Source organism: Streptomyces sp. Y309, assembly GCF_056712025.1.
In genome coordinates, this window is record NZ_CM160048.1 from 5281235 (window position 1) to 5298583 (window position 17349).

Here is a 17349-nt window from a genome sequence, read left to right on the forward strand (position 1 = left end):
GGTCGTTCACTCAACCGGATGGCATATTCCAGAAGGGTCTTCCGTCGTGCCCAGGCGAAGGTGTACTGTACGGCGATTTCACGCGGGACGTCGGCGAACGGACGTCAACGGGCGGATGTCAGCGGGCGGATGTCAACGGGCGTAGTCCTTGGCGATGTCCGCGATGAGCTGGCGGGACTGCTCCACGTTCAGCGCCTGCGCCCGCAAGTGCTCGTACATGACGCTGTACTGCTGGACGTCGTTCGCCTTCTCCAGATACAGGTCGCTGGTGACACCCTCGATGTAGACCACGCTGGAATCCGAGGCGTCCGGGAACTCGAGAATCGCGTACTGACCGTTCAGACCCGGATGCGCGCCCATGTCGAAAGGGATCACCTGCACCGTCACGTGCGGCAATTGGGACTGCTCCACCAGATATTCCAGTTGTTCGCGCATCAGCGCGCGGGTGCCGACGACGCGGCGCAGCGCGGATTCGTCCAGGACGGTCCACAGGCGCAGCGGATTCTCCGGCGCCGCGATGCGCTCCTGGCGGCGCATGCGGACCTGCACCCGTTTCTCGATGTCGGTCGGGGTTGTCTCCGGGAGCGCGCCGGTGATCAGCGCCTCCGCGTACGGCCTGGTCTGCAGCAGGCCGGGGACGACCTGCGGGTCGTACACGCGCAAGGACGCGGCGTCCGTCTCCAGGCCGATGTACACGCTGTACGGGATGTCGCCGAAGGAGTGCCACCAGCCCTGCTGGCGGGAGTCCTTGGCTATCTGCATCAACGAGTCGACGATGCGGTGATCCTCCACCTCGTACACCCCGCACAGGTCGCGGACGTCGCGCTGACTGATCGAACGGCGGCCGTTCTCGAGGCGGCTGATCTTCGACTGCGAGACGAGCAGGCGCTCCGCCACCTCCTCGGCCGTCATGCCCTTGAGCTCACGCAGCCGGCGCAGCTCCTGGCCGAGCCGGCGTCGCCTGACGGTGGGATTGACGTTGGACGCCACGGGACGTGCACCTCCGGCACTATGCCTCTACTTTGCGTGTCTGCTGCCATGCAGAGTGCCACCACGGGCCAACTCCCCGCTGGGAAACAGCAGAACAGCGGTGTGTGGCGGTGCCGGCGCGGCATGCGCCGAGTGCGGTTCCTCAACGGGCGTGCCGCGTGAGGCGGTTGCGGCCGCGCGGGCCGGGGCGCCGGTGCGTCCGTCCTGGACGAACCGGCGCCCCGCCCGCGCGGTCCAGCGGCTCCCGAACCGGGTCTGGGGGACTGCGGTGCGGCGCTGGGTGCACCTGGCGGTGCGGGTGCGCCAAACGGTGCGTGTGGCGCGAGCGCGTCACGCGGTGCGTGTGACGCGGGTGGTGCTTGTGCCTGGTGGTGCTGGTGCCTGGTGCTGCTGGCTCTCTCTGTGGTGCTCGGCGGTGCTGGGGGTTTCCTGAGTGGCCGGGTTTCAGTGGGCCACGGCGCGGGCCATGGCTCCCGCACCCCGGCGCGGCTGCATCGGAACCCTGCCGGGGTCCGGTGCGGTCCTCGCCGCCTGCGCGGGCTGCCGCCCGCCCTGTCCCGCGGCGGTCGCGGGGCTGCGGCGCGGCTGCGCCGCCACACCGTTCTGGACGTCCATCACGGCGTGCGCCACGAGGCCGCCCATCGGGTCGTGCCTGATCAGATCCCGCAACCGGGAACGGGACGAGCGGCCCTCGTTGCCCGGATACAGGTGCTTGCCGAGTCCGACCGCGTGGGCCAGCGCGGCGAGCGCCGCGGTCCGCGGGTCCGGCGGGACGCCGGTGCGGATCGCTGAATCCAGCCGGGCCCTGATGTCCCGGCTGATCGCCGTGTCCGTCGCCTGATAGCGAGTCGTCGGCAGTACTCCGCACATCTGGCCCGCCACGGCATGCACCATGCCGCACCGCTCCAGATGCGAGAGGTAAATCTGGCGCAGCCCCAGGCGGGGCCCGCCGATCCAGTGGACCGCCCGGACCGGGCTGCCGCGCCTGCGCAGCAGTTCCAGTGCGGAGTCCAGAGTCGGATCTCCGGTCGGCCGTGGCATCACCACGGCGATACGATCCCCGTCAGGGGCTATCCGTCCGGCCAGCGCCAGCTCCACTAGCTGTGCTCCGGCCAGACCGAGGTCGAGCGACTGCGGCTGCGCCGTGGTACCCGTGGCCGGGTCCAAAGCGAGCAGCAGAAGCTCCTCCGGAATTGTTCTGCGGCTCCTGCCCATCCATGCCTCCCCGCGTGGATGAATGACAGGGTGACCCCTCTCACATTGGTCTGTCGAGAGCGCGTGGGCGGTACGTACGGGAACCAGTAGGTATGTCGTTCTCGTCTACCACGGGGGTTAAGCCCTCACACAGGACACTGGTACATGGTTCGGACACGTTCGGACAGTGGGTCCGGGCGGGTGATTGCGGCGGTGCGGCGCTTCGGCGTACGTAATGGCCGGACGTAACGGCGTGGCGAGCACGAGGAGGCATCGGTGGCGGGCGAGTTCCCCGACAGGTCGAAGACGGTTTCTGGCGGGGGCGCCTCGGACGGTGGGGCCGACGCTGCGTCCGGCTCCGCGTCCGGCTCCACGCCGGGTGACACCCATGGGGACGCGCGGCTGCGGGCCGCGGTTGCCGCGTGGGTCGCGGGGGCGGAGGAATCCTCGCCGGGGGACGGCTCCGCCGGGGCCGAGGGTGCGGCTGGGGCCGCCGGGGCCGCCGAGGTCGAGGGGGAAGGTTCCTCCTCGGTCGGGGGCGGGGCTGCCGACGGTGCTGAAGGTGCCGCTGGGGGTGACATAAGCACAGGTCAGGTGGCTGACGCCGGTGCCGGGGAGGACGTTGACGTCGCAGGTTCTGCCGACGGCGAGGACGGTGCCGGGGACGACGGTGACCGTGAGGACGGGGCCGAGGACGATGGTGCCGGAGCAGACGTCGCCGGGGCGTCGGGCTCCGCGGTCGACATGGCCACCGCGGTGTTCACGGCTGCGCGGCCCTCCACGAAGGCGGACGCCGCGGAGGCCGACTCCGACGATGCCGAGTCCGGGCCTCGTGACCCCCGGATCGACCAGGCCACGGCCGTGTTCAAGGCCGTCCGGCCGGGCGCGGACGCCAAGGACTCGCCGGAGGGCGGGCCCAAGTCGGGCGGCGGCGCCGCGACGGGTGCTGCCGAGTCGCGCGACGCCGACGCGCAGGGCGCCGCGAAGTCCGGCGAGGAAGCGTCGAAGGTCGAGGCCGAGCCTGGCGACGAGGCGGCGAAGGGTGCCGCTGAGTCCCGCGCTGCGGGTGCGAAGGGTGCCGCCGGGGTCGGCGTGGACGCGTCCGAGGGCGCTGCCAAGTCGGGCGAGGGTGCGCCGAAGGGTGCCGCCAAGCTCGGCGGCGAGGCGGCGAAGGGTGCGGCCGAGTCCGGGGGTGACGCCGCCAAGCGTGCCGCCGAGTCCGGCGCTGCGGGTGCGACGGCTGCCGCCGGGGTCGGCGTGGACGCGTCCGAGGGCGCTGCCAAGTCGGGCGAGGGTGCGCCGAAGGGTGCCGCCAAGCTCGGCGGCGAGGCGGCGAAGGGTGCGGCCGAGTCCGGGGGTGACGCCGCGAAGCGTGCCGCTGAGTCCCGCGATGCGGGTGCGACGGCTGCCGCCGGGGTCGGTGAGGGCGCGTCCGAGGGCGCTGCCAAGTCGGGCGAGGGTGCGCCGAAGGGTGCCGCCAAGCTCGGCGGCGACGCCGCGAAGAGTGCCGCCAAGCCCGGCAGTGATGCGGCGAAGTCCGGGGCGAAGTCCGGTGACGGTGACGCGAAGGGCGCGGGCGGCCGTGGTTCCGACGGCGTCGACCAGGCCACCGCCGTGTTCAAGGCCGTCCGGCCCGGGTCCTCCGGCGTGGATCAGCCCACCACCATGCTCAAGCTCGGCGATGCCGGGGCCGAGGCCCCGAAGAAGGCCGAGCGCAAGCCTGAGCCTGAGCCCGAGTCCGAGTCGGAGCGGACCAGCAAGTTCGTCGCGCTGAAGCCCCTCGACGAGCCCCGCGTCAAGCCCGAACCGAAGCCCGCCACGGACCCCGCCGCCAAGCCGGGGGCCAAGCCCGGGGCAGCCGGGACCGAGGCCGGGGCCGGAGCCGACGCCAAGGCCGGCTCCGCCTCCGTACCCGCGCAGACCACCCCCGCACAGGCGCCCCCGCCAGGACAGGCGCCCCCGCCAGAACAACCGCAGCCGGACCAGCACACCCGCCAGCAGCCCCTGCCCCCCAAGCCGCCGATCGATCTGCTCGCCGAGCTGACCAACACGCCGCCGCCTCCGGAGACCCCCGTCCGCACGATCGTGCGCCGGGTCAAGATCTGGACGCCCCTCGTGCTGCTGCTCGCCATTGTGTTTGCAGTCGCACAGGCGGTGCGTCCGCTGCCCGACCCGAAGCTGACGCTGACGAGCGCGTCCTCGTACTCGTTCGAGGGCGGCAAGCCCTCCGTCCCGTGGCCGAGCAAGGGCCAGGCGGCCATGGACGTCGACGGCATCGGCACCTTCGGCTCCTCCGGCGACCAGAAGCCCGTACCGATCGCCAGCATCGCCAAGGTGATGACGGTCTACCTGATCCTGCGCGACCACCCGCTGAAGAAGGGCGAGGACGGCCCGAAGATCCCCGTCGACGCCGAGGCGCAGCGGCACTACGAGAAGGGCAAGCCGGCGAACGAGTCCGTGGTCAAGGTGACCGAGGGCCAGAAGCTCACCCAGTACGAGGCCCTGCAGGCCGTGATGCTGCCGTCCGCCAACAACGTGGCACGGCTGCTCGCGCGCTGGGACAGCAAGGGTGCCGAGGAGAAGTTCGTCGCCAAGATGAACAAGACCGCCAAGGAACTCGGCATGAAGAACACCCACTACACGGACCCGAGCGGCCTCGACAAGACGACCGTGTCGACCGCCGACGACCTGGTGAAGCTCGGCCGCGCCGCCATGGAGGACCCGGTCTTCAAGGAGATCGCCGCCCAGCCCAGCTACAAGGACCTCAACGGCGACAAGCAGAAGAACTTCTTCGGGCTCGTCCCGACCGTCGCCGTCGGCATCAAGACCGGCACCACCACGGCCGCGGGCGGCAACATCCTCTTCGCCGCGGAGAAGAAGGTCGGCGGCAAGACCCACGTGATCATCGGCGCGGCCCTCGCCCAGTTCGGCACGGACGGCGTGGCCAACATCGACAAGGTCACCAAAGTCACCAGGGACCTGATCGCGGCCGGGCAGGACGCCCTCAAGGCCAAGACGGTGGTGAAGAAGGGCCAGGTCGTCGGCGAGGTCGACGACGGCCTCGGCGGCACCACGCCGGTCGTCGCCACCAAGGACGTCACCGCCGTCGGCTGGTCCGGCCTGACCGCGAAGGTGGAGCTGGACGACGCGGGCAAGACCCCGCCGCACTCCGCCAAGGCGGGCACGGTCGTCGGCCGCCTCACCGTCGGGGACGGCACCACCACCGGCGCCGTCAAGGTTCCGGTGGCCCTGCAGAAGGACCTCTCCGAGCCGGGCTTCGGCGCGAAGCTGACCCGCGTCAGCTGACACGACGTGACAAAGGGGTGGGGCGAGCCGTTCGGCTCGCCCCACCCCTTCTTCGTAAAAGCCGGTCCGCGGCTAGTCCTTCTCGGGCCCCGGCTCACACGTCGGCTGCGGCCCCGACGGCCCCCCGTAGTTGGACGCGATCCGCACGTCGCCCGGCTTCTTCACCGTCAGGCGCGTGAAGTCGCCCTCCTTGTACAGGCAGCCGCCCTCCGCCCACAGCCACGGCGAGTAGGCGACGCGCACGATGACCGAGCCGGGCTTGGACATGCGGACGGTGAGGTGGGCGCCGTCGGCGGTCACCACGGAGCCGGGCCGGTCGACCAGCGGGACGGCGTCCTTCACGCGGTAGATGCGCCAGTTGTCGTCGTGCCAGACCTGGTCCAGATAGCTGGGCTCGCTGGTCACCAGGTCGTGCTCGCGCTCGGCGGCGCCGTCCGGCCTGCCGTCGCCCTTGTAGAGCACGACGAAGCCGACGGCCCAGTGGTTCAGCCAGGCGCGGTAGGAGGCCGACGAGAAGGCGCCCTCCTTCACCTCGGAGACCGGGCGGCCCTCGTAGAAGAGGCGGCCGCGCTCCACGTCGGCCTGCCGGTTCCAGCCGCGCGCCATGTTGATGTACGGCGAGAGCACGGCGGCCTCGCGGTGGTCGCGGGCCGGGACCACCTCGACGCGGGTGCGCTCGGCGCCCAGGCGGTTGAGTTCCTTCACGACGCCGTCGGTCTCGACGGCCCAGGTGGGCACCTTGGTGTACGCCACTATGTCGGAGGTCGTCTTGACGGACACCCAGATGACGGAGAGCGCGACGGCGCAGATCAGCACCGTCCGGTGCCAGAGGTGGCGCGGCTTGCCGTCGGGCCGCAGCAGCCGGATGGTGGGCCGGCGCCGGTTCAGGACGGCGGCGAGCAGTATGGGCGGGGCCGCGATCTCGGCGAAGCGCTCGACGTTGGTGCCGATCGGGGTGGGGATCAGCCAGGTGAGCACCACCCCCACCGCGTACACCGCGGCGCCCACCTTCAGCAGCTTCCAGGAGCGCGGCGCCGCCAGGATGACGACCCCGCACAGCAGCACCGGCGGGAAGATCCTTATGAACGCCATGGGCTGCTCGCCCTCGAAGGGGAACAGCCACGTCGTCAGGCCGACGACGACGAACGGCGGCAGGATCAGGGCGAGCGCGCTGCCCCACTGGCGCATCAGCAGATAGGCGGCGCCCACCACGACGAGGAACAGGCCGGCGACCGGGCTGCCCATCGTCGCGAGTGCCGCGCAGAGCGTGGCGGCGGCCACCCGGCGGCGGTTGGGGGTCCCGGTGACCGCCAGGACCGCGCCGACGCCGAACGCGACGCCCAGCATGAACGTCGCCCGGCCGCACACGACCTGGCACCACATCGAGAAGCCGACGACGATCGAGGGCCACAGCGGCTTGCGGATGCCGCTGCGCATGATGATCGCGACGCCCATCCAGGTGGCGGCGATGCCGGAGGCCGCCGCCACGGTCCGCACGCCCAACGCGGCCATGAGGTACGGGGAGATGACGCTGTAGTTGGCGGTGTGCAGGCCGCCGTACCAGAAGAGGCTGTAGGCCGAGCCCGGGTAGCGCCGCGCGAAGCCCGCCCACGCCTCCTGCGCCGCGAGGTCGCCGCCGCCCGTCGCGAACACCGTCCACCACAGCAGATACAGCGGCAGCACGCCGGCGGTGATCAGCAGCGGCATGCGGTAACGCCAGTACCAGGGTTCGCGCATGCCACTGCCCCGGTCGGCTCGGCTGAGTGACGGGGAGGACAGTTCGGCAGAGGCCACTGTTGGCGGTCCGTTCGGCTGGCTGGGGGCAACTCCTTCGGAGTAGACGCTAACCGCTGCGGAATGGTTGGCAGACAGCGACCCCGAGGGGCCGACTCCTGGTCAGTATGCGGCTGAATGGCCGTATTCGCAGTCCCAGCACGTCAGCCCCGTCACAGCCGTCTCATCGGCGCCGCAGGCGTCTGGGATGCCGTCCGCGAGGCCGCCCGCGTCACCCGTCCGAGGGGGGTGCGCACAGGGCGTCGGGTGGGAGAGTGCCGCCGCCCGTCTCGGCGCGGACGGTGTCGAGCTGGCCGAGGAGCGTGTCGAGGCGCTTGCGCGAGGGGCCGCGGAAGTAGCGGAGCACCGCGCGGTGGAAGGCGTCGCGCAGCGCGGGCGGCATGGCGTCCGAGGCGTCGAAGCAGAGCGTCCGGGCCTTGCCGGTGAGCAGCGCGGCGGCCTCGCCCCCGCCCGGGTCGGTGGGCTGCGGATCGCCCGCGCCCGGGAAGAAGGGCCGCAGCTCGGGCTCCGCCTCGTCGTGCCAGAGCCGCCGCGCCGCGGAGCCGGACAGGCGTTCGACGAGGTCGCGGGCGGCCGGGTTGCCGCTGAAGACGGCCGCCATGTCGCCCGCGACCTCGTACGCGCCGTCATGGGCGGCCGGTCCCGGCAGGAAGCGCGCGGACGGATCGACCCGCACGCCCCCGCCGGACCCCCTCTTTGCGCCCCCGGGTTTGTTCGCATTCGCATACAGGTAGCGAATGAAGGCGCTCTGGTGTTCGTGCGTGCAGTCGAACTCCGGCGAGTTGAGGAGACCTCTCGGCGCGGGGCGGGCCGCCTTCGGGTCGGAGGTGCCTTCGTACGACGTGGTGAGCGAGAGGTCGACCGACTTCTTCGAGCGCTCGCCGAGCACCTTCGCCCACGCGGTCCAGGCGCCGCGCACCTCGGGGCTGCGCCAGCTCAGCCGCCCCGTCGCCCACCGCGCGTACGTCCCCGGACCCGACCGGTGCAGCACCAGGTCCTCGATCCAGTCCGTCCCCGGCCAGCCCGAGGTGGCCTGCGAGGCCATCCCCACGCACCAGCGCGGCCGCGCGCCGCCGCCCGCGCCGCCCTTCCTGCTCCACACCAGGCTCTTCAGGTCGACCTTCAGCGGCACCCAGTACGTGCGGCGGCTGCCGTTCACCTCGACGCGGGGCGCCCACGGGGGGTGGCCGGGGGCGTCCAGCGGCTGCAGGCGGTTGCCGCGGGCGTACTCGGTCAGCTCGCCCAGGCTGTTGAGTACGGCGACGTCCGGCGGGTCCCCGGCTTCGAGCTGTGCGACCAGGGTCTCGCGCAGCGAGCGGGTGCCTTTGTACGTGTACGTCGCGCCGGTTCCGTCGTCGAGCCGCTTCAGCATCGCCTCGAACGCGATGCCCTCCGCGCCGGTCCACGGGCCGAGGACGACCAGGGTCTCGCGGCTCGGGTCGGCGCAGCCGCCGCCCGCGAGGGCGGCCAGGAGCAGCAGGCAGCAGGCGAGGGCGGTCCGCGCGGGGCGCCGCCGTGCGGGCCGCCGCCGGACGGGGCCCGGGTGCCGGGGGTCCGTGCGGCTCATGGGGCGGCTCCCGGGCGGGTGAGGCGGACGTATTCGCGCCGGTAGGCGTGCAGCGTGGCGCCCGTGACCGCGGCGCTCAGCAGGCCCGCGGGTACCACCCATGCGGCCGCGTCGTCGAGGAAGGAGAGGCGGCCCTCGGCCAGTTCGCGGTCGACGGAGTCCTCCAGGGCGGCGATCACATACCGGTCCGGCGTGCCGAACGGGTCGGCCGCCGCGGCGCCCTCGATCCGCGGGGACGTCTCGTCGGACAGCGCGCGGGCCGTCGACTCGGCGGACCGCTGGGCGCTCTGTACGAGCACGGCGTCGACGGCGAGGAGCGGCAGCGCGAGCAGCGGCAGGGCGGCGGCGAGCAGCGGCAGGCTGACGTACAGCCGGAAACGGTGGTGCAGGAAGACCTGGGTGCGCCAGAGCCCGCGCACCAGCAGCAGGCAGGCGACCGCGGAGACGCCGAACGCCACCAGCACGCCCGCGCCCGGCTCGGCGCGGTCGGACACCCGCTCCTGGAGGGCGCGTTCGAGGGCGGTGATGCGGTCGACGACGGCGGTGGCGGTGGAGCCGGTGGCGGGGCGGCAGGCGCGGTGGGCGTCCGGCCGTGCGGCGCGGGCGGGTTCGCGGGCCGAGCACAGGATGCTGCGGGCGTACTCCAGGGCCGCCTCGCGCAGGGCCCGGTCAGCGGCGTTGGCCTGGGCCCAGGCGGTCCAGGTGCCGTAGTCGGCGACGAGGCCCGCGACGACGTCGAGGTCCTGCCGCTCGGAGGCGGACAGGGCGCCGCTGCGGGCGACCTGGTTCAGGCGCTGGGTGGCGCGGGTGGTGCGGGTGCGGTAGCGCTCGCTGAGGCCGCTGAGTTCGACGGCGCGGCCTGCGCGGAGGCTGTCGCCCGCCTCGCGGTCGGCGATCTGGAGGGACGCGCGGGCGTCGGCCAGGTCTACGAGGGCCGGGGCGGCCTGGGTGCGGAGGTACTCGGCGTCTTCTCTGAGGGTGGTGTGGGACCAGGCGAAGGGGGTGAAGGTGAGGGCGGTGAGGAGGGGGAGGGCGAGGAGGCGGTCCCGCAGGTAGGCGTGGTTCCGCGTGCCGCGAGCTTCCGCCGCCCACAGCCAACGCCACGCGCGCCGTAGTGCCGCCCTGCTCATGCGGGCTCCTGGGCGCCGGAGTATGCCCCTCTGTACGCGTTACGGGCACCGTAGGCGTGGGCTGTGCCCACCCGTCCCGCCCCCTGGGCGGTCCAGGTGCCCACAGCGGGGACCGGCATCCCTCGGCTCGCCGCGCGCGCCTGGGCGGACCAGGTGCCCACAGCGGGAACAGCAGGCTCGGCGTCGGCCTGCAATGCCACAGCGGGGGCGGGAGCGGGCCGGGTGCGCGCAGCGCGAGCGGGAGCGGGGCGGGTGGCCGCAGCGGGGGCGGGTGGGAGCCCCGCAGGCGGCGGCGGAGGGCCGCACCCCCGGCTCATCGTTCCCCCCTCTGGTGGCGCCAGCCGAAGGGGCGGGTTGCGTAGGCGCGGTCCAGGAGGCGTTCGGCCACCTGGTCGGCGGTGGGGGTGCGGGCGGCCTGTTGGGCCAGGCCCAGGCAGCAGCGGGAGAGGTCGACGCGCAGGTGGCGTTCGGTGCCGGGGAACCGGAGGCGGGCGTCCGCGCCGCGGGCGATCTCGCGGAGCCGGGCGGCGGACACCGCGCCCGTGGCGAGCAGGGCCCGCGCCGCCTCCCACACCTCGGCGCGCATCCGCAGCCGCGCCTGCTCGTCGGTGAGCCCGTGCGCGTAGAAGAGCCGGCCGAGGCGGCGGACGACCTCCGCGAGGTCGTCGCCGCCGCGCGCGTGGTCCACGCACACCCGCACCGCGGCGACCCGCGCGGCCGTGCGGTGCCGGGAGTGCTGCGCCACCGCGTCCAGCGCCTCCACGGCGTAGGCGAGCGCCCGCGGCCCGCCCAGGGTGAGCCGGGCCCGCGCCGCCCCGAACGCCGCGCCGCCGAGCGAGGGGTTGCGCACCCGCACCGCCTCGTAGAACGTGAGCGCCTCCCGCCACCGCCCGAGCCGCTCGGCGCAGTGGCCGAGGGCCAGCTTGGGCGCGTACTCGCCGGGGATGGCGGCGTACACGCGGTCGAAGTGGACGCGGGCGCGCGGCACATCGGCGGCGGCGAGCGCGAGCAGCCCCCGGTGCCAGGCGAGCCGCCAGTCGTACGGGGCGGCCCCGGGCCCGATCGCCTCCTCGGCGCGGACCAGCGCGACGGCGGCGTCGTCGAGGCGCGGCGGCAGCTGGGCGCCCGGCCGCAGGGCGGTGCGCAGCGTCAGGCGGCAGCGCAGCAGGTGCACCTCGGGCGAGCTCGGCCACTCCGCGGTGTGCTGGAGCAGCGCGGCCGGGTCGTCGTCGCCGAGCCGGCTCAGCTCGGTGTGGTGGGCGTCGTCGGGGTCGGGCCGGGGGACGGGCAACTGCTGGGCGGCGTCTGCGGGTTCGGGAGCGGCGTACGGAACGACGGCAGCCACGCCGACGGCACCGCGCCCGCCGCCGCGCCGCTCACCCTCGTGACGCTCGCCGCGCGCCCCCGCGCGACCCTCGTCCCAGCCCGCCGCGCTCTCTGGCGCCCACCGCGACAGCGGCGGCGGTGCCCCGAGCCCGCCGTCCAGGGCGGACGCGGACTGCAGGAACAGGGGTGACGGCTCGAACGTCTCGGTGCGCAGCCGCAGCGAGCGCAACTCGCGGAAGACACCCCGCAGTTGCTCGTCCATCTCGCGTGCCGTGGCGAAGCGGTCGGCCCGTTCGGGGCGGGTGGCGCGGCGCAGCGCGCGGGCGAGCGAGAACAGGCCGAGGCCGAGGGCGTCGGGCGGCAGCGGCACCGTCATCCGGCGGGTCGCGCGGCCCAGCGGCGACTCGGTGGCGGGGGCGGGCGCGTCGAGGCAGGTGAGCAGGGAGAGGTCGGCGAGCTGGTCGAGGTCGCCGAGCCCGCACAGATGGCGCAGCGTCTCGCCGAGGCTGAACAAGTCGTCGGCGCCGGTGGACTCGCCGCGCGGGCCGACCGTCGGGGCGCGGTAGTCCACGGAGGTGAGGCCGGGCGCCCCGGCCCGCCGCACGCTGCCCACGTCGATGAACTTCGTGGTGGACCCGTCGTGCATGACGTTCGACGGCTTCAGGTCGCCGTACACCTTGCCGCGTTCGGGCGCGTGCAGATAGCCGAGCCCGGCCAGGAACCGCACCCCGTACGCGAGCACGAACTCGTAGAACCGGGAGCCGCCGAACTCCTCCGGGTGCAACTGGGCGCGGGCGCGCACCTCTTCGAGGGTGGGCCCGTCGACGTACTGCAGGACGAGGAAGTCGCCGACGTCCGGATGGTGCCCGTAGTTGAAGACCCGGATGATGTCGTCGTGGTTGAGCTCGACGAGTTCCTGCCGCTCGCGCGCGAGGGGGTGCTCGGGGGAGTCGGGCGCGGGGTGCGGGGCGGCGCCCTCGCGGGCGCCGTTCGCCGCGTTCTCCGGGCGCAGGATCTTGATGGCGACCTCCCGGCCGCCGACCTTCGTGTCGAGCGCGAGATACACCTCGCCCATGCCGCCGTACCCGAGCGGCCGCACCACCCGGTACTGCCGGGCGAGCAGCCGGTCCGGCGGCAGCGGCAGGCCGTCGAGCGCGGCCGGGTCGTCGCCGCGCGACACCGCCCGGTCCAGGAGCGTGATCTCCGGCAGGACGGTCGGGTCGGGGCTCTCCGGGGGGAGTTCGACGCGGGCGGCGCGCTGCGGCGGGCCCGCGACGAAGAGGGGCGGCAGGGACGACTCGGAGGCGCTCCCGCGGGACGTTCCGGCGCGCGGCGGACCGTCCCGGCCCGGCCTCCGGGCAGCCGAGTCGGGCAGCAGCCCGTCGCCGGTGCCGTCCCCCTCCATGTCTCCTCAGGATAGGTGCGCGCGGGGGCGTTGACTCCTGGACGGCGGCAAGAGATGTACGGGACTTGACGGTATGTCAGCTCACTGGGTACGCCACGTCGCACACCTGGTCCTCGGGCCCCGCCGAGTCCCACTCCGCGAAGTACACCTCGCGGCAGGGGCCCGTGGCGGTGAGCCCTTCGCGGTCCAGCCACTCCTCCACGGCGTCGTACGCGCCGATGATCTGCGGGTAGACGACCTGCGCCTTGGTGATGCGGGTGTACGCGAGCCGGCGCGCGGGCTCCACCCGCGTCGTTACGTCCCACTGCCGCCCCCGCTCCGCGGCCCAGACGCGGGCCGCCGCCGGGTCCGCGACGGGCACGCACGCCTCGGCGGGGCCGTCGCTGTCCTCGGTGACCTCGGCGTGGTAGATCACGAACGGCGCGCCCGTGACGCCGCCGCAGTGCTCCACGGCGGCCTCCTCCAGGCGGGCGAGCGAGGCGTCGATCCAGCCGGGCAGCTCGTCGGTGAACACGTGTCTGCGCTCGACGAGGACGAACGCCTCGGGGACGTCGGTGGTGCGGATCTCGAACGTGCCGTACACGGCGGGGCTCCTTCCGGACAGGCGGCCGCGGAGGTAGTCCACGAGGGTGCGCTGGGCGGCGAACCGCTCCTCGATCCGGGCCCAGTGCTCCCCGACGGCGCGCGCCGCGCCCTCGCCGTCGAGCCCGACGACCGCCGCGATGTCCGCGAGCGGCATGTCGAGGCGGCGAAGCAGCACGACGGTGCGGGCCTGCTCCACCTGCTCGGGCCGGTAGTAGCGGTAGCCGGTCGCGTCGTCCACGTACGCCGGGGGCAGCAGGCCCTGCCGGTCGTACAGGCGCAGCGCCTTGGCCGAGAGCCGGGTGCGGGCGGCGAAGGCGCCGATGCTCAGCAGTTCTGGGTCCTTGCGAGGTTCTGGGTCTCTGCCGTGTGCGTCCACGGGGTCATCCTCCGGGACCGGCGGGTTGCTGAGGTTTACCTCATGGTGTCGGTGCCGGTGAATCCGGCCGACCTGCATTTCCGGCTGGGGGTCCGGGGGCCCGCCGCGGAGCCGCTGCTGTCACAGCCCCCGGGAAATGCAGTCCGGTCGCCGAAGGCGGGTTCCTTCGGTGGATCGACCTTGGACCCTGCCCCTGGGGCAAGGTCAACGCCGCGCAGCGCGTCCTGCCAGATCCGCTCGGCCAGGGCGTTGCCGTGCCGGGACTTCTCGCCGCCGACGCCGGACAGCGGCTGCAGCAGCGGGTCGCGCGGGCGCGTCCGGAAGACGGTGACGGCCGTCGACACCTCGGGCGTGTAACCGGCGAACCACGCGGACCGGAAGCGGTCCTGGCCGGTGGTGCGCCCGGCCGCGACCGGCTGCCCGCCCTTCGCCGTGACCCGGCCCAGGCTGTCCTCGGCGGCGTTCCGCAGCACGCCGCCGACCTGGGCGGCGACCCGCGAGTCCAGGGCGCGCCGGGTCCGCGGCCGCTCAAGGCCGCTCACCTCCTCGCCGTCCTTCGTCACCGACGTGACCGAGTACGGATCGTGCTGGAGGCCGCCCCGCGCGAAGGTGCCGTACGCGCCCGCGAGCCGGACGGCGCTCGGCGTGGACGTGCCGAGCGGGAACGACGCGTCGGGGCGCGCCATGCTCTGCTCCAGCATCCCGGCGTCCACGGCGACGTCCCGCACCCGCTGCCGCCCGACCTCGCGGCCGAGTTCCTGGTACGTGGCGTTGCCGCCCTCGACCAGGGCCTCGCCGGGCGTCATCCCGCCCGGCCCCTCGCGGTCGGCGCGCATGCCGTCCTGGAGGGCGGCGGCCAGCACGAACGGCTTGAAGGCGGAGCCCGCGGGGACGCCGGAGGTGTCGGCGTTGTTGCTGAAGTGCCGGGTGGCGTCGGCGCCGCCGTACAGCGCGAGGACGGCGCCGTCCCGGGTGCGCACGGAGGCGGCGCCGGCCTGGACGCCCTTGTCCTGCGGGCGCTTCTTCGGATCGAGTCGGCTGAGTAGAACGTTCTTTACAGAGCGGGCGAGTTGGAGGACGCGGCGCTTGTCGAAGGTGGTGTGGATCTTGTAGCCGCCGCGGGCGAGGTCCTTGGCGGTGAGGCCGGTGCGCTGGCGCACGTACTTGTTGGCGACGTCGACGAGATAGCCGGTCTGGCCGCAGTGCCCGCTCAGGCTGGTCGACCGGGACTCCTTCTGCGGCTCGGGGAACTTCTTGTACCGCGCGCGCTCCTCGGCGCTCATGCGCCCGACGGCGACCTGCCGGTCCAGGATCCAGGCCCAGCGCGCCTTCGCCCGCCGGTGGTTGGCGGCGCTCACGGACGGGTCGTACATCTCGGCGCCCTTCAACAGCGCGGCCAGCAAAGCCCCCTGACTGGCATTCAACTGCCGCGCCGGAATCCCGTAATAAGCATGGGCGGCGGCCTCGATCCCATACGCCCCCCGCCCGAACCAACTGCTGTTCAGATACCCCTGAAGGATCTCGTCCTTGCTCTTCCGCCGGTCGACCTTCAGCGAGAGCACGAACTCCTTGACCTTGCGCGTGACGGTCTGGTCCTGGGAGAGGTAGGTGTTCTTCACGTACTGCTGCGTGATGGTGGAACCGCCCTGCGTCTCCTGCCCCTTGACCATGTTCACCACGGCCCGCCCGAGGCCCTGGGGCGAGACCCCGGAGTCGCTGTAGAAGCTCGCGTTCTCCGCCGCGATGACGGCGTCCCGCACGGACTGCGGCACGTCGTCCAGCTCCACGATCTGCCGGTTCACGGCCCCGATGCTGACCATCTGCGTGCCGTCGGACCAGTAGTACACATTCGCCTCGCGGCGGGCGGCGGCGTTCTCGTCCGGGATGTCCACGGTGACGTACACGTACGTGAAGAGCCCCGCGAGACCCCCGCCCCCCAGCAGGCAGGCACTGAGCCACTGCCGCCACGAAGGCAGCCACCGGCGCACCCCCCGCCGCCCGCGCCGCGGATAGTCGATCAGCCTCCGCCCCCGCCGGCACCGCCGCCGGGCCGCGGTCTTCCGCGCGACGTCGCCGCGCTGTGCGTGTGTCCCCATGATCAAGGAGAGGGGGGCGGGGGAGCGGGGGTTGGGCGGAGGGCTGTCAGCGGTGCGTAACAGTCACGATCACATCATGGAGCCCATGGTGCTAACGTAAGTAGCACCATGTTGCTGACACTGGACATCGCAGACGGCCGCCCCCTGCACGAGCAGGTGGCGGGCGCGATCCGCCGGGCCATCGCCGAGGGCGAGTGCGCCGCCGGCGACCGCCTGCCTCCCGCGCGCGAGCTGTCGCAGGCGCTGGGGGTCAACTCCAACACGGTGCTGCGCGGCCTGCGTTCACTGCGGGACGAGGGTCTGCTCGAATTCCGGCGGGGCCGGGGCGTGACGGTCGCGCAGGGCGCGGCGCGGCGATCCGTGCTGGTGGACCGGGTGCGGGACCTGGTCGCGGAGGCGGCGCGCCTCGGCTACGCGAAGGCGGACCTCATAGAAATGATCAGGGTGGTGCCGTGAGGAGGGTGGGGGATTCTGTGCAAGGGGGTTCCACGGCGGGTGGTACGGGGCCGGGGAGCGGTGCGCGTTGGGCCGCCGTCGGCTGGGTGACGGGCGTGCTCGCCCTCCTCGTCGCGCTGCCGCTGCTGGCGGCCGGCCGGCTGCCGGACCGCGTGGCCACCCATTGGACCGCCACGTCGGGCCGCCCCGACGGTTCGATGCCGCTGTGGGCGGCGGCGGTGTTCCCGGCGCTGATCTGGGCGGTCGCCTCCGCCGTCGTCGCGGTGGCGCACTGGAGGTGGGGGAGCGTTGCCTGGGGCGGCACGGTGCTGCTGTCGATGGGCGTCACGCTGGCGGGCGCGCAGGCGGCGATCGTGCGGGCGAACGTGGACCACGCCCACTGGCGGGACGCCGAGCCGGTGACGCCGTGGGTCGTGGGGACGCTGGTGGCCGGGGCGGTGGCGGGCGCGGCCGGGGCCCTGGTGGCGCGCCGCCGCACCCCGCGGGCCGCGCGGCCGGCGGACCTCCCGCGCATGGACGTCCCACCGGACCGGCGCGTCGTCTGGCTGGCCGGTGCCTCGAACCCCTGGCTGCACGCGCTGGCAGCGGTCACGGGAGCGGTGGCGCTGGTCGCCCTGGTCCTGACGGCGTGCGGGGTGACGGCCCCGCTCTGGTCCCTGTTCGCCCCGTTCGCCCTCGTCTCCGTCCTGACCCTCGCCTGCGCGTCCGTGCAGGTTCTCGTGACGGAGCGGGGCCTGCGGGTGTCCTTCGGACCGCTCGGCTGGCCCGCCCGCCGCTGGCGGCCCGCCGACATCGAGTCGGCCCACGCCGAACGCCGCACGCCCGCCCAGGTCGGTGGCTGGGGCTACCGCCTCAGCGGCCTCGGCACCACGGTCATGCTGCGCGCGGGAGAGTGCCTGGTGATCCGGGCCAAGGGGAAGAACTTCGCGGTGTCGGTGGACGACGCGGAGCGGGGGGCCGCGTTGCTGAACGCGGTGGCGGAGCGCCGCCGCTCCACCTGAAGCCCGCACACCTCACCCGCCCGGAGCAACCCCGCACGCGCCCCGCACCCGCCCGCCCCACGGCGGGCGTCGACGGACAGCAGCTGAACCGGTGCCCCGAACCGAACCCTTGACAGCACGCGC

The 17349-nt window shown here is 73.6% G+C and carries 11 protein-coding genes; 3 read left to right on the forward strand and 8 right to left on the reverse strand.

Features of this window, described 5'->3' with window-relative positions; genetic code table 11:
- Nucleotides 1–132 precede the first annotated feature (132 nt).
- Both AC0KTA_RS21560 and AC0KTA_RS21565 read right to left on the reverse strand, forming a co-directional pair.
- Entirely contained in the window at nt 133–990 is an 858-nt protein-coding gene (locus AC0KTA_RS21560) for a helix-turn-helix domain-containing protein (RefSeq protein WP_481049856.1), read from the reverse strand.
- Nucleotides 991–1434: 444 nt separating this feature from the next.
- Complete coding sequence (locus AC0KTA_RS21565; RefSeq protein ID WP_481049857.1) at nt 1435–2205, reverse strand: GOLPH3/VPS74 family protein; 771 nt, start codon at nt 2203–2205, stop codon at nt 1435–1437.
- 573 nt (nt 2206–2778) lie between these two features.
- Here AC0KTA_RS21565 and AC0KTA_RS21570 point away from each other — a divergent pair.
- A complete protein-coding gene (locus tag AC0KTA_RS21570; protein ID WP_481049858.1) occupies nt 2779–5490 on the forward strand; it encodes a D-alanyl-D-alanine carboxypeptidase in 2712 nt (903 codons plus the stop codon).
- A 72-nt stretch (nt 5491–5562) separates the two neighbouring features.
- Here AC0KTA_RS21570 and AC0KTA_RS21575 read toward each other — a convergent pair whose 3' ends face one another.
- The 6 genes from AC0KTA_RS21575 to AC0KTA_RS21600 form a co-directional block, all read right to left on the reverse strand.
- A complete protein-coding gene (locus tag AC0KTA_RS21575) occupies nt 5563–7227 on the reverse strand; it encodes a hypothetical protein (protein WP_481049859.1) in 1665 nt (554 codons plus the stop codon).
- A 268-nt stretch (nt 7228–7495) separates the two neighbouring features.
- A complete protein-coding gene (locus AC0KTA_RS21580; protein ID WP_481049860.1) occupies nt 7496–8851 on the reverse strand; it encodes an alpha-glucoside ABC transporter substrate-binding protein in 1356 nt (451 codons plus the stop codon).
- Complete coding sequence (locus AC0KTA_RS21585) at nt 8848–9981, reverse strand: hypothetical protein (RefSeq protein ID WP_481049861.1); 1134 nt, start codon at nt 9979–9981, stop codon at nt 8848–8850. The genes AC0KTA_RS21580 and AC0KTA_RS21585 overlap by 4 nt, the downstream gene beginning before the upstream one ends.
- Nucleotides 9982–10294: 313 nt before the next feature.
- On the reverse strand, nt 10295–12712 hold the full coding sequence (locus AC0KTA_RS21590) for a serine/threonine protein kinase (RefSeq protein ID WP_481049862.1): 2418 nt from the start codon (nt 12710–12712) through the stop codon (nt 10295–10297).
- Between the two features lie 76 nt (nt 12713–12788).
- Complete coding sequence (locus tag AC0KTA_RS21595; RefSeq protein WP_481049863.1) at nt 12789–13673, reverse strand: MerR family transcriptional regulator; 885 nt, start codon at nt 13671–13673, stop codon at nt 12789–12791.
- Between the two features lie 35 nt (nt 13674–13708).
- Nucleotides 13709–15769, reverse strand: a complete 2061-nt coding sequence (locus tag AC0KTA_RS21600; protein ID WP_481049864.1) for a transglycosylase domain-containing protein — start codon at nt 15767–15769, stop codon at nt 13709–13711.
- Nucleotides 15770–15877: 108 nt separating this feature from the next.
- Here AC0KTA_RS21600 and AC0KTA_RS21605 point away from each other — a divergent pair, with 108 nt between their 5' ends.
- Nucleotides 15878–16225: a GntR family transcriptional regulator gene (locus AC0KTA_RS21605; RefSeq protein WP_481049865.1), complete on the forward strand. Its 348-nt coding sequence runs from the start codon at nt 15878–15880 to the stop codon at nt 16223–16225.
- A gap of 17 nt (nt 16226–16242) precedes the next feature.
- Entirely contained in the window at nt 16243–17226 is a 984-nt protein-coding gene (locus AC0KTA_RS21610; RefSeq protein ID WP_481049866.1) for a DUF1648 domain-containing protein, read from the forward strand.
- Nucleotides 17227–17349: the final 123 nt, after the last annotated feature.